Genomic DNA, 12763 nt, shown 5'->3' with positions numbered 1-12763 from the left:
GCTTACCAATCCAGGTCGAACTCGGTAGGTCCCTTCACCTGCTCCGGATCGGTGCGGGTGGCGATGCTCACGCGGTTGAAGGTGTTGATCGCGCAGATCGAGACCAGCAGGTTGTGCGTGCCATCCTCGCCGAAGTGCTCCACTGCGGCGTTCCAGAGATCGTCGGGCACAGAGGCGTAGCCGTCGATGTGTGTGACCGCGTCGGTCAGCGCAAGGACGGCACGCTCGTCGTCGGTGAACTCCGCATCGTGGTTGGTCCAGTCCTCCGCGGCGAGAATGCGCTGCTGGTCCATGCCGTCGCCGCGCATTTGTTTCCGGGGTTCGACCATGCGGCCAATGTACCTGCGCAAACGCGGGTTATCCACAGGGTGGCAGGCACGAATTTCACAGGGGCGGCCCGTCGTGTCGGCCACGCTGGCTATAACTACACCCACACATCCGAAACCAGGGAAGGGGTGGGTGCGTCCGATGCGTACCGAGGACAAGATCAAACAACGAGTGCAAAAATTGCTGAACCAGGCGCGCGACAGGGAGGGCACGCCCGAGGGGGACGTGTTTTACGCCCGCGCGTTCGAGCTCATGGCGCAATACGGCTACGAGCAGCGGGACATCGACGGCCCGGAACCGTCCGAGGTGGGCCAGCGCGCCTACGAATTCACGGGCTCGTACACGGAGATGCAGGCGAACCTCCTGCTTACCATCGCGGCGGCGCTGCATTGCACAGGGTTTTCGCAGCGCGTGTACAACTCCACGCGGATGAAGGACGCCGTCATCTTCGGGTGCGTGCGCCACCTCGAGCGCGTGGACATGCTCTACTCGCTGCTGCTACCGGCGATGCTCGCGGACGCCCAGAAGGTGCGCGCCAGCAGCTGGGGTGAGTCGGCGGTGGTTCGGCGGCGCTCCTTCATGTCCGGGTTCGCGGCCAGCATCGGCGCGAGACTTTCGCAGGCCGAGCGCACCGTGGAGGAATCCGACGGTGAATACGGGCTCGTGCTTGTCGACGACTTTCAGAAAGCCACCGAAGCCCGCGACAACTTCGCTGCGGAGCAAGGCTTTCTCCTGGGCAACTACGCGTCGAAGCGGTCGTTCGACGCGGACGCGTTCAGCCAGGGCCACGCGGCAGGACAGCGCTCCGACATCGGGCAAACCCGAGTGCGAGCCCGGCCCGCCCTGCCGTTTTAGCCCTCGTCCTCGTCCACCAGCCACGCGGCCGCAGCCACGATCATCGCCTCGGCCGCCCGGTCGAGCGTGGGCTGCAGGTCCGGCGCGAACGTGGGGGAGTGGTTCCCGGGGGCGTTTTCCCAGTCGGCGAAACCGCCCACGCCCCAGTACGTGTACGGCACGCCGAGGGCGTCCGGGATGATGGAGAAATCCTCCGAGGCGGGGATCCGGCCCAAGTCCATGGCCTCGTCGTCGAAGTAGGCGTCGAAGGCGTCGCGCACCCGTGAGGTGATTACCGGGTTGTTGTCCGTGAGCGGGTACTCGTCGTAGAAGGTGATCTCCGGCTCCCGGGGGCTGCCGGCGGCGATGCACTCGCCGCGCACGATGCGGATGATCGCACTGCGAAGCTTATCGCTGACCTCGCGGGTGTACGCGCGGGTGTTTACACGCAGCTCGGCGGTCTCCGGGATCACGTTGGCCTTCACGCCGGCGTGGAGCGCGCCGACGGTGAGCACAGCGGTGTCTTTCGCCTCGATCTCGCGGGCGACCACGGTGTGCAGACGGGTGACGATATTGGAGGCGAGCAGGATCGGGTCCACCCCCTTTTCAGGCATGGAGCCGTGGGTGCCCTTGCCCCAGACTTCAATGTGTGCGGAGAAGGCCTGGGACATAAACGGCCCGGGGTGGGTGCCCACGAAGCCCGCGGGCAGCATGGGCAGCACGTGCTGGCCCAAGTAGACGTCCGGTTTCGGCATCGCCTCCCGCACGCCGTTTGCCAGCATCACGCGCGAGCCGGCATAAGCCTCCTCTGCTGGCTGGAACACGGCGACAAGCGTGCCGTTCCAGCAGTCCAGGTTGGCGGCAAATGCCTCGAGTGCGCCGAGGACGCCCATAATGTGGAAGTCGTGTCCGCAGGCGTGCGCCACGTGCTCTTCGTGCCCGCTGACCGCGTCGATCTGCGTGGCAGTAGAGGCGTACGGCTTCCCGGAGCGCTCCTGGACGGGCAGGCCGTCGATGTCCGCGCGGATAGCCACCACAGGCCCGGGGCCGTTGTCCAGCACGCACACGGTGCCGGTCTCTCCGACCTGCATGTGGGACAACTGCAGCGCATCCAGGCAGGAACGGATCTTCGATGCGGTCTGAAGCTCCTGCAACGACAGCTCGGGATGCTGGTGGAACCACACGTAGAGTGCCTCGCGCGCCTGGCGCGTGGCGTTCAGCGTTCCAACAAGCTGAGCAAGAGCGGATTCCATGCAAGGCAGTCTAAGAGGTCGCCGTCGGCGTGGGGGCCGAAGGTTGGCGTCGATAAGCGATTTGCCCATTGCCCCAGGAAAGCGGTAAGTTACCCCCTCGGACTTGCGCGCCGATGATTCGGCGTGCGCGATCCGAAGTACATTTGAACATCCAACTTTGTTGCAGGCCCCCCGCCATGATGCGGACCGCGTGCAAGGGAGGCGGCGAGCGGCCCACGCTACTGAGTGCGGGCAGCGTTGAGTAGCCCCCGACAGACCACGCGGATAACGCGACCGGCAGCGCCACAGCGCGGCTGGCCACCCGGTGGATGGGAACCGCAACGAGAAAGGCAACGGTCACCACAATGACCATGACTGATCCGATCGCGGACATGCTGTCGCGCGTGCGCAATGCAGCACATGCGCAGCACGACGCCGTGTCCATGCCTTCCTCCAAGATCAAGGTGAACATCGCCGAGATCTTGAAGCAGGAAGGCTACATCGAAGACTACAAAGTTGAGGACGAGAAGGTTGGCAAGTCGCTGACGCTCAACCTCAAGTACGGCCCGACCCGCGAGTCTTCCATCGCGGGCCTGCGCCGCGTGTCCAAGCCGGGCCTGCGCGTGTACGCGAAGTCCAACGACCTGCCTCAGGTGCTCGGCGGCCTGGGCGTGGCAATCATCTCCACGTCCCACGGCCTGCTCACCGACCGCCAGGCTCAAGAGAAGGGTGTAGGCGGGGAAGTCCTCGCTTACGTCTGGTAAGGGGAGGTTGAAAGACTTATGTCGCGTGTAGGTAACGCACCCATCGCAGTCCCGAACAACGTCGAGGTGACAATCGACGGCCAGCACGTCGAGGTCAAGGGCCCGAAGGGCACCATGGACCTGGATATGCCGGCACCGATCACCGCGTCCGTTGAAGACAACCAGATCGTGGTGGCCCGTCCGGACGACCACCGCACTAACCGCTCGCTGCACGGCCTGACCCGCTCCCTGATCAATAACCTGGTCGTGGGCGTCACCGAGGGCTACAAGATCAGCATGGAGATCTTCGGTGTCGGCTACCGCGTGCAGCAGAAGGGCAAGGACCTCGAGTTCTCCCTCGGCTACTCGCACCCGATCCTGATCGAGGCGCCGGAAGGCGTCACGTTCTCCGTCGACGGCAACACCAAGTTCGCCATCGAAGGTTCCGATAAGCAGCAGGTTGGCCAGATCGCGGCAAACATCCGCCGTCTGCGTAAGGATGACCCGTACAAGGGCAAGGGCATCCGTTACGCCGGCGAGCAGATCCGCCGCAAGGTCGGAAAGACGGGTAAGTAATCATGAGCAATACTGCAGAGAACACCAAGCGCACTCCGGTTGGCAAGGACATCTCGTCCCGCCGCCGCGAGGCTCGCGCACGTCGCCACAACCGCATCCGCAAGACGCTGCGCGGCACCCCGGAGACCCCGCGTCTCGTTGTCCACCGCTCCTCGCGTCACATCCACGTCCAGGTCATCGACGACCTCGCGGGCCACACCCTGGTCTCCGCGTCGTCCATCGAGCCGGACGTGCGCAACCTGGAGGGCGACAAGAAAGACAAGGCTGCCAAGGTCGGCCAGCTCGTCGCTGAGCGCGCCAAGGCTGCCGGCATCGAAACAATCGTCTTCGACCGCGGCGGTTACAAGTACCACGGCCGCGTCGCGGCTTTGGCGGAAGCAGCTCGTGAAGGTGGTCTGAAGTTCTAATGATCACCGCAAACATCACCATCAACGGAAGGATCGCGTAATGGCCGAACGTGAACGGCGTGACGGCGGGCGCTCCGCCGACAACCAGAACAACAACGACCGCAACGATCGCGGTAACCGTGGCGAGCGCGGAGGCCGTGGTGGCCGCCGCGACGACCGCCGCAACAACCAGAACGACGAGCGCGATAAGTACATCGAGCGCGTCATCACCATCAACCGTGTTGCCAAGACCGTCAAGGGCGGCCGCAACATGTCCTTCACCGCACTCGTCGTTGTCGGCGACGGTGAGGGCATGGTCGGCGTCGGCTACGGCAAGGCCAAGGAAGTTCCGGCCGCAATTCAAAAGGGTGCAGAAGAAGCACGCAAGAACTTCTTCCGCGTCCCGATGATCGGCGGCACCATCCCGCACCCGGTCCAGGCAGAAGAGGCCGCGGGCATCGTGATGCTCCGCCCGGCCGCCCCCGGTACCGGTGTCATCGCCGGTGGCGCTGTACGCCCGGTGCTCGAGTGCGCCGGTATCCAGGACATCCTGGCGAAGTCCCTCGGTTCCGACAACGCTCTGAACGTGGTTCAGGCAACCGTCGCCGGCCTCAAGCAGCTTGTCCGCCCCGAAGAGGTGGCTGCCAAGCGCGGCAAGGCCATCGAGGACGTTGCACCGGCTCGTATGCTGCGCGCACGCGCAGGACAGGAGGCCTAAGCACCATGGCACTGAAGATTACGTTGCACCACGGCAAGGTCGGCGAGAAGCCGGTTACCCGGAAGAACCTCGAGGCTCTCGGTCTGCGCAAGATCGGCCAGTCCGTCGTGAAGAAGGACAACGCTGCCACCCGCGGCCAGATCCTCAAGGTGCGCCACCTCGTCACCGTTGAAGAAGTTGCAGGGGAGTAGATACCACATGGCTGACATCATCAAGCTCCATGATCTGCGCCCGGCAGAGGGCGCTAACAAGGCCAAGACCCGCGTCGGCCGCGGTGAGGCTTCCAAGGGCAAGACCGCCGGTCGCGGTACCAAGGGCACCAAGGCTCGCAAGCAGGTTTCCGCTGCTTTCGAGGGTGGCCAGATGCCGCTGCACATGCGTCTTCCCAAGCTCAAGGGCTTCAAGAACCCGAACCGCGTCGAGTACCAGGTGGTCAACCTCGCGGATCTGGCAGAGGCCTTCCCGCAGGGTGGAGACATCGCCGTCGCCGACATCGTTGCCAAGGGCCTTGTGCGCCCGAAGCAGCCGGTGAAGGTGCTGGCGGAGGGCGACGTCACCGTCGCGCTCAACGTCACCGCCAACAAGTTCTCCAAGTCCGCTGAGGAGAAGCTCAACGCAGCTGGTGGCTCCGCTACCACCGTCGCGTTCTCCAAGCGCGCGGCGAACGGCGAGGGCCCGGTTGCATCCGCAGCCGGCGAGGCCGCCCCGGCACCGGAGGCAGGCTCCGGCGCGAAGGGTGTCCTTGACTCCGACCCGCTGCAGGGCGGCTCCACCACGGTGGACGCTGACCCGGAGGCATAAGCAACGCGCTTTACGTCGAACCCCCGCTTTGGACGTCTGACGTCCGGAGCGGGGTTTGTCGTTGGTGGGGTGCGTTTTCAGAGTGTCGTGCGGGCAGGCTTTGACAGATTCCGCCAGCGGCCGGTGGCGACCTGCGGGTCTGCGGCCGGTGTGACAGATTCCGCCGCGAAGTGTCACAGCGGGCCGACAAACCCCGGGCAGGCGGGCCATCCAGCCGGCGGGCGTTATCGCGGCGCCGGATCCCTCCCGGGAATCATTGGACAAGGCACACGCTGCATTGGGAAATCCTGTGAGTGAGGCCGGAGCCCAACCTGCGGTATTAACTTCCGGCGGGGGCTGTTAGGGTAGTGGGGTCAAAAGACGGCCCCGCCGGTTTCGCATGCCCAAAGAAGCAGGCGCGAGCAGTCGAATGTCCGCTACCTCCCGCTAATGGCACGGCGGGGGCCAGGAGGCTATGTGTCCGCTATTGCTCAGGCGTTCAAGGACCCTGATCTTCGGAAGAAGATTCTGATCACCCTTGCGCTGATGTTTCTGTACCGCGTCGGCTGCCAGATCCCTACTCCGGGCGTGGATTACGCGCTGATCTCTTCCCGCCTGGAGGAGATCTCGCGCGGCGATCAGGCAACGATGTTCTCCATCATCGGTCTGTTCTCGGGTGGTGCACTCCTGCAGCTGTCCATCTTCGCCATCGGCATCATGCCCTACATCACGGCCTCCATCATCGTGCAGCTGCTCACCGTGGTCATCCCGAAGTTCGAAGAGCTGAAGAAGGAGGGCCAGTCCGGGCAGACGAAGATGACGCAGTACACGCGTTACCTCACCGTCGCGCTGGCGCTGCTGCAGTCGGCCGGCATCGTGGCGCTGGCGGATCGTGAGCAACTGCTGGGCCAGGGCATGCCGGTCCTGGTTGAGGACCGCAACGTGTGGACGCTGCTCATGATGATCATCGTGATGACCTCGGGTGCCGTGCTCATTATGTGGCTCGGCGAGATCATCACCGAGAAGGGCGTGGGCAATGGCATGTCGCTGCTCATCTTCGCGGGCATCGCCACCCAGATCCCGTCGGAAGGCGCCTTCATCCTGCAGAATTCTGGCGGGGTGACCCTCGCCCTCGTCATTCTTGCGCTGGTGGTGCTGGTCATTGGCATCGTCTTCATCGAGCAGGGCCAGCGCCGCATCCCGGTGCAGTACGCAAAGCGCATGGTCGGCCGCCGCCAGTACGGCGGGTCCTCCACCTACCTGCCGCTGAAGGTAAACCAGGCGGGCGTGATCCCGGTGATCTTCGCATCCTCCCTGATGTACGTTCCCGTGCTGATCACCCAGATCATCACCGTGAACAACCCGACCCCGCCGGATAACTGGTGGATGAACCACGTCATGGCGTGGCTGCAGAACCCGGGTTCGTGGCAGTACATCCTGACCTACGTGGTGCTGATCATCTTCTTCTCCTACTTCTACGTATCCATCCAGTACGACCCGGTGGACCAAGCGGAGAACATGAAGAAGTTCGGCGGCTTCATCCCCGGCATCCGCCCGGGCCGCCCCACGGCGGAGTACCTGGCGTTTGTCATGAACCGTCTGCTGTTCGTCGGCGCCATCTACCTCGCGCTGATAGCCGTGCTGCCGAACCTGGCTATGGACGCCGGCATCACCGGATCCGGCCAAATGGGCATGAGCGCGTTCGGCGGTACCGCGATCCTGATTATGGTGTCCGTGGCCCTCACCACGGTCAAGCAAATTGAATCCCAGCTCCTGCAATCTAACTACGAAGGACTTCTGCGATAATGCGTCTCGTTCTCCTCGGCCCTCCCGGTGCCGGCAAAGGCACCCAAGCCGCAATTCTCTCCGAAAAGCTCGGCGTCCCCCACGTCTCCACGGGCGACTTGTTCCGCGCCAACATCGGCGAGGGCACCCAGCTCGGTGTTGAGGCCAAGAGCTACATCGACGCCGGCAAGCTCGTGCCCACCGACGTGACCGCCCGCATGGTGGAGGACCGCCTCAACCAGGAAGACGCCAAGGACGGCTTCTTGCTGGACGGTTTCCCGCGCACGGTCGAGCAGGCTGAGATCCTCACCGAGCTTCTAGCCAAGCGCGGCGAGAAGCTCGACGGCGTCCTCAACTTCGTGGTAGACGAGGACGTGGTGATCGAGCGCATGCTCGCCCGCGGCCGTGCCGACGACAACGAGGAGACCATCCGCACCCGCCTCGGCGTGTACCGCGACGAGACGGCGCCGTTGATCGAGCACTACGGCGGCCAGATCATCTCCATTGACGCCGTCGGCGACGTGGACGACATCAACCAGCGTGCTCTGGAGGCGCTGGGCAAGTAGCTCAATGAAGCAGAAGGGCCGGTGTCATTGCGCACCGGCCTTTCGCATTGCGCTTATCGACGAACCAAAGGAGAGCACCTCATGGCTTTTAGAAAACGCAAAATAGCTGCGAAGACCCCCGCCGAGCTCGACTCGATGGAGGCCGCGGGCCGGATCGTCGGCATCGCCTTGCAAGAGGTTCGCGCCGTGGCCGCGCCTGGGGTATCCACCAAGCAGCTGGACGAGGTTGCGGAGACGGTCATTCGCGACCACGGGGCAGTGCCCACGTTTCTCGGCTACAACGGCTTCACCGGGTCCATCTGCGCCTCGGTGAACGAGGTGGTGGTGCACGGGATTCCGAGCGCGAGCGTTGTTCTGAAAGAGGGCGACCTGGTCTCCATCGACTGCGGCGCGACCTTGGACGGCTGGGTGGGGGACAGCGCGTGGTCGTTCGGCATCGGCGAGCTAGCGGCCGATGTGAATGCCCTCAACCGCGCCACGGAGTGGGTGCTGGCGGAGGGGCTCAAGGCCATGGTTCCGGGTAACAAGCTCACCGATGTTTCCCATGCGCTCGAGCAAGCGACGTATGCGGCGGAGGACCGGTTCGGCGTCGCGCTGGGCATTGTCGATGGCTACGGCGGGCACGGCATCGGCCACACCATGCACGAAGACCCGTACCTGGCCAACGAGGGCAAACCCGGCCGGGGGCCGGTGATTCAGGAAGGCTCGGTACTGGCGATCGAGCCGATGCTGATCCTGGGTGGGGAAGTGGACACTGAGGTGCTCGGCGACGAGTGGACCGTCGTCTCCGTCGACGGCGCGCCGGCCGCGCACTGGGAACACACCGTCGCCGCCACCGCGGACGGCCCGCGGATCCTCACGCCCCGCGTGTAAATACCTGGCGCGTCGCAGTGGGTGCCCTGGCAGGCGGGTTATACTCCGGGCATGTCGTACCGCCCCCGCCACTCCAAGCAGTCGCCCCCGAAACGGCGCGCAACCACCCTCGTTGCCGGCCTCGGCGTCGTAGCGTCGCTGGCGGCCCCGGCTCCGGCTGATGCAGCGCCGATCCAGAGCTCGGTTGCCGCGCCGAGTGTGGACGCGATCGCTCAGCAGGCGAACGCCATGCTCGCCGACCTAGATAAGACCGCACGCAATACCGCGTGGGACATCCGCAACAGCCTGCGCCAGCAGGCGAATGGCCTGGCGGCGATCCACCCGGACCTGCCCGCGCAGGCGAGGGCGGTCATCGACAACACCGTCGAGGCGTTCTTCCCCGGCTTGATCGCCGAGAAGACCCCGAAGCCCAAGCCGGCTCCGAAGCCCGCGCCCGCTCCGGCGCCGAACCCACGCGGAAACTTCGATTACGGCCCGTGCCCGGCAGACGCAAAGGCCTGCGTCGACGTTGACGGCCGCCGGTCCTGGCTGCAAAACAACGGACGCATGTACTACCAGGCGGGCCTGATCGGCCCCGGTAGACCCGGGTACGAAACCCCGCGCGGTACGTTCTACGTCAACCGCAAGGTCAAAGACGAAATCTCCTGGGAGTTCGGCAACGCCCCGATGCCGTACGCCACCTACTTCACATACAACGGCATCGCGTTCCACCAGGGCGACCCCAACATCCTCTCCCACGGCTGCATCCGTATGCACCGCGGCGACGCGCAGCGTTACTTCAACGACTTGCAAATCGGCGACAAGGTCTACGTGTACTAGACAGCCACGTCGCAGCCCCAGCGCACGCCGGGGCCTTTTGCGTTTTCGCAGGTAAACGGCTAATGTTGTCCACCGGTGTTTGCGCAATCACGCGCGTGCGCCAACTGTACCGGTAAAAACGTCTGCTGCCTGCACTTTCCAGGCGGCGTAGGAAGTGGAGTGTATGGCGAAAGAAGGCGCAATCGAGGTTGAGGGCCGCATTGTCGAGCCCTTGAAGAACGCGATGTTCCGGGTCGAACTGGACAACGGGCACGAGGTTCTCGCCCACATCAGTGGCAAGATGCGCCAGCACTACATCCGCATTCTCCCGGAGGACCGGGTTGTGGTGGAGCTTTCCCCCTACGACCTGGACCGCGGGCGTATCACCTACCGCTACAAGTAAAGCATTTCAGCCTTCTCACCCAGACCCGCGTGAACGCGGGTCGTGCACCTCTGGCCACGGTGGCCGGAGCCGCGCGTGATCTCAGCCCACTCTCCGGCACGGCCCGGACAAAGTGCTGTTTGGCGTGGACGGGTGGGGAGAAAACCACCGTAACAACCCGAAAGGCACGTACCTCATGGCACGTCTAGCTGGTGTGGATCTCCCGCGCAACAAGCGCATGGAGATCGCACTGACCTACATTTACGGCATCGGTGCAACCCGATCCAAGGAACTGCTCGAGAAGACGGGTATTTCTCCGGACCTGCGCACGGATGATCTCTCCGACGATCAGCTCGCCGCTCTGCGCGACGCTATCGAGTCCTCCTACACCGTCGAGGGCGATCTGCGCCGCGAGGTGCAGGCTGACATCCGCCGCAAGATTGAAATCGGCTCCTACCAGGGCATGCGCCACCGTCGTGGCCTGCCCGTTCGCGGACAGCGCACCAAGACCAACGCGCGCACCCGTAAGGGCCCGAAGAAGACCATCGCAGGAAAGAAGAAGTAACCTATGGCTCCTCAGACTCGTTCCGGTGCGCGTCGCGGACGCCGCACCGTCAAGAAGAACGTGGCCGCAGGCCACGCGTACATCAAGTCCACCTTCAACAACACCATCGTGTCCATCACGGACCCGCAGGGCAACGTGATTTCCTGGGCGTCCTCCGGTCACGTCGGTTTCAAGGGCTCCCGTAAGTCCACCCCGTTCGCCGCGCAGATGGCTGCAGAGAACGCCGCCCGCAAGGCGATGGATCACGGCATGAAGAAGGTTGACGTGTTCGTCAAGGGTCCGGGCTCCGGCCGCGAGACCGCAATCCGTTCGCTCCAGGCTGCCGGCCTGGAGGTGTCCTCGATCTCCGACGTGACGCCGCAGCCGTTCAACGGCTGCCGTCCGCCGAAGCGTCGTCGCGTTTAAGGCTGAAAGGAAAAGAGGTAAAGAAACATGGCTCGTTACACCGGCCCTGCTACCCGTAAGTCCCGTCGCCTCCGCGTCGACCTCGTCGGCGGCGACATGTCCTTCGAGCGTCGCCCCTACCCCCCGGGGCAGGCTGGCCGCGCCCGCATCAAGGAGTCCGAGTACCTGCTCCAGCTGCAGGAGAAGCAGAAGGCTCGCTTCACCTACGGCGTGATGGAGAAGCAGTTCCGCCGCTACTACGAAGAGGCGAACCGTCGTCAGGGTAAGACCGGCGACAACCTGCTGATCCTGCTGGAGTCCCGTCTGGACAACGTCATCTACCGCGCCGGCCTGGCCAAGACCCGCCGTCAGGCGCGTCAGCTGGTTTCCCACGGCCACTTCACGGTGAACGGCAAGAAGATCGACGTTCCGTCCTTCGCCGTGACGCAGTACGACATCATCGACGTCCGTGACAAGTCCCGCAGCATGCTGTGGTTCGAAGAGGCTCAGGACAGCCTGCTCGACGCCGTTGTTCCGGCGTGGCTGCAGGTCGTTCCGGACACCCTGCGCATTCTCGTGCACCAGCTGCCCGGGCGCGCTCAGATCGACGTGCCGCTGCAGGAGCAGCTCATCGTCGAGCTCTACTCGAAGTAAACTTTCCGTTTGCTTCACCCCGCGCACCGGTGGACGACGTCGACCGGGCACGGAATCTTCCGCACATCCATTCCTACCGGCTTCAAATAGCGGGAGCCGACAAAGGAGAAGTTCATGCTCATCTCTCAGCGTCCTGAATTGACCGAGGAGTACATCGACACCAACCGCTCGAAGTTCGTCATCGAGCCGCTCGAGCCTGGTTTCGGCTACACCCTGGGCAACTCGCTTCGCCGCACGCTGCTGTCGTCCATCCCGGGCGCAGCCGTGACCTCCATCAAGATCGACGGTGTGCTCCACGAGTTCACCACGATCAACGGTGTGAAGGAGAACGTCTCGGAGATCATCCTCAACATCAAGGATTTGGTGCTGTCTTCCGACTCGGACGAGCCGGTTGTCATGCAGCTCGCCGTTGAGGGCCCCGGCGACGTCACCGCGGGCGACATCGAGGCGCCGGCCGGTGTGGAGATCCACAACCCGGATCTGCACATTGCGTCGCTGAACGAGCAGGCTCGCCTCGAGATGGAGCTCGTCGTCGAGCGCGGCCGCGGCTACGTCCCGGCCATGCCCAACTCCGGCGGAGAGGCCGGCCGCATTCCGGTCGACCAGATTTACTCTCCGGTCACCCGCGTCGCCTACAAGGTTGAGGCGACCCGTGTTGAGCAGCGCACCGACTTTGACAAGCTCATCATCGACGTGGAGACCAAGAACTCCATGACCGCACGTGACGCCCTCGCGTCTGCCGGGTCCACCCTGGTGGAGCTCTTCGGCTTGGCGCGCGAGCTGAACACCGCGGCCGAGGGCATTGAGATTGGCCCGTCGGCGCAGGAGACCGAATACATCGCCGCGTACTCCACGCCGATTGAGGAGTTGAACTTCTCCGTGCGCTCCTACAACTGCCTGAAGCGCCAGGACATCCACACCGTCGGTGAGCTCGCAGAGTGCACCGAGAGCGACCTGCTGGATATCCGTAACTTCGGCCAGAAGTCCATCAACGAGGTCAAGATCAAGCTCGCAAGCTTGGGCCTGACCCTGAAGGATGCTCCGGAAGATTTCGACCCGACCCAGATCGAAGGCTACGACGCCGAGACCGGGGACTACGTCGACACCAGCGCGGACGAGACCGAGTAACACAACAGAGCACGCGCTCAACTAACCGCACA

17 protein-coding genes and 1 pseudogene are annotated in these 12763 nt (G+C 64.1%); 16 read left to right on the top strand and 2 right to left on the bottom strand.

Translation table 11 applies throughout. The annotated features are described in order from the left end of the window. Nucleotides 1-2 precede the first annotated feature (2 nt). Nucleotides 3-329: a carboxymuconolactone decarboxylase family protein gene (locus HF989_RS03675; RefSeq protein WP_168684020.1), complete on the bottom strand. Its 327-nt coding sequence runs from the start codon at nt 327-329 to the stop codon at nt 3-5. A 139-nt stretch (nt 330-468) separates the two neighbouring features. On the opposite strand from HF989_RS03675, the gene HF989_RS03670 reads away from it, so the two are divergent. Further along, the gene (locus tag HF989_RS03670; RefSeq protein WP_168684018.1) at nt 469-1182 is read left to right on the top strand and encodes a DUF2786 domain-containing protein; all 714 of its coding nucleotides are present in this window, start codon (nt 469-471) and stop codon (nt 1180-1182) included. Here the strand turns inward: HF989_RS03670 and HF989_RS03665 are convergent. Further along, nucleotides 1179-2414, bottom strand: coding sequence for an amidohydrolase (locus HF989_RS03665; protein WP_168684016.1), 1236 nt, complete (start codon nt 2412-2414; stop codon nt 1179-1181). The genes HF989_RS03670 and HF989_RS03665 overlap by 4 nt on opposite strands. Before the next feature lie 344 nt (nt 2415-2758). Between HF989_RS03665 and rpsH the strand changes: the two genes are divergently transcribed. The 15 genes and pseudogenes from rpsH to HF989_RS03590 all read left to right on the top strand — a co-directional run bounded on the left by rpsH (nt 2759) and on the right by HF989_RS03590 (nt 12731). Further along, complete coding sequence (gene rpsH, locus HF989_RS03660) at nt 2759-3157, top strand: 30S ribosomal protein S8 (protein ID WP_038609685.1); 399 nt, start codon at nt 2759-2761, stop codon at nt 3155-3157. Between the two features lie 18 nt (nt 3158-3175). Further along, on the top strand, nt 3176-3712 hold the full coding sequence (rplF, locus tag HF989_RS03655) for a 50S ribosomal protein L6 (protein WP_168684014.1): 537 nt from the start codon (nt 3176-3178) through the stop codon (nt 3710-3712). A 2-nt stretch (nt 3713-3714) separates the two neighbouring features. After that, entirely contained in the window at nt 3715-4119 is a 405-nt protein-coding gene (rplR, locus tag HF989_RS03650; RefSeq protein ID WP_168684012.1) for a 50S ribosomal protein L18, read from the top strand. Between the two features lie 40 nt (nt 4120-4159). Next, nucleotides 4160-4816, top strand: a complete 657-nt coding sequence (gene rpsE / locus HF989_RS03645) for a 30S ribosomal protein S5 (protein ID WP_038609694.1) — start codon at nt 4160-4162, stop codon at nt 4814-4816. A gap of 5 nt (nt 4817-4821) precedes the next feature. Continuing rightward, nucleotides 4822-5007 carry a 50S ribosomal protein L30 gene (gene rpmD / locus HF989_RS03640; RefSeq protein ID WP_019249595.1) on the top strand — a complete coding sequence of 62 codons (186 nt, stop codon included), beginning with the start codon at nt 4822-4824 and terminating at the stop codon, nt 5005-5007. Between the two features lie 7 nt (nt 5008-5014). After that, nucleotides 5015-5452 (top strand): annotated as a pseudogene (rplO, locus tag HF989_RS03635) (50S ribosomal protein L15); the annotation flags it as partial. A gap of 621 nt (nt 5453-6073) precedes the next feature. Further along, on the top strand, nt 6074-7402 hold the full coding sequence (secY, locus tag HF989_RS03630; RefSeq protein ID WP_168684008.1) for a preprotein translocase subunit SecY: 1329 nt from the start codon (nt 6074-6076) through the stop codon (nt 7400-7402). Beyond that, entirely contained in the window at nt 7402-7947 is a 546-nt protein-coding gene (locus tag HF989_RS03625; protein ID WP_168684006.1) for an adenylate kinase, read from the top strand. The genes secY and HF989_RS03625 overlap by 1 nt, the downstream gene beginning before the upstream one ends. 81 nt (nt 7948-8028) lie before the next feature. Beyond that, on the top strand, nt 8029-8820 hold the full coding sequence (map, locus tag HF989_RS03620) for a type I methionyl aminopeptidase (RefSeq protein WP_168684004.1): 792 nt from the start codon (nt 8029-8031) through the stop codon (nt 8818-8820). Nucleotides 8821-8871: 51 nt separating this feature from the next. Further along, a complete protein-coding gene (locus HF989_RS03615; protein ID WP_168684002.1) occupies nt 8872-9639 on the top strand; it encodes a L,D-transpeptidase in 768 nt (255 codons plus the stop codon). Between the two features lie 163 nt (nt 9640-9802). After that, nucleotides 9803-10021 (top strand): translation initiation factor IF-1, encoded by a 219-nt coding sequence (gene infA, locus HF989_RS03610; protein WP_019193979.1) that lies wholly within the window; start codon nt 9803-9805, stop codon nt 10019-10021. Nucleotides 10022-10196: 175 nt separating this feature from the next. After that, nucleotides 10197-10565, top strand: a complete 369-nt coding sequence (rpsM, locus tag HF989_RS03605) for a 30S ribosomal protein S13 (RefSeq protein WP_038613680.1) — start codon at nt 10197-10199, stop codon at nt 10563-10565. A gap of 3 nt (nt 10566-10568) precedes the next feature. Beyond that, complete coding sequence (gene rpsK, locus HF989_RS03600; protein WP_038609718.1) at nt 10569-10970, top strand: 30S ribosomal protein S11; 402 nt, start codon at nt 10569-10571, stop codon at nt 10968-10970. A gap of 27 nt (nt 10971-10997) precedes the next feature. Beyond that, a complete protein-coding gene (gene rpsD, locus HF989_RS03595; RefSeq protein ID WP_168684000.1) occupies nt 10998-11603 on the top strand; it encodes a 30S ribosomal protein S4 in 606 nt (201 codons plus the stop codon). Between the two features lie 114 nt (nt 11604-11717). After that, nucleotides 11718-12731 (top strand): DNA-directed RNA polymerase subunit alpha, encoded by a 1014-nt coding sequence (locus tag HF989_RS03590; protein ID WP_168683998.1) that lies wholly within the window; start codon nt 11718-11720, stop codon nt 12729-12731. Nucleotides 12732-12763 lie beyond the last annotated feature (32 nt).

The organism is Corynebacterium mucifaciens, assembly GCF_012396315.1.
GTDB classification, from domain to species: domain Bacteria; phylum Actinomycetota; class Actinomycetes; order Mycobacteriales; family Mycobacteriaceae; genus Corynebacterium; species Corynebacterium mucifaciens.
The sequence above is the reverse complement of the archived record's forward strand: the minus strand, read 5'-3'. Positions and strand labels throughout refer to the sequence as shown.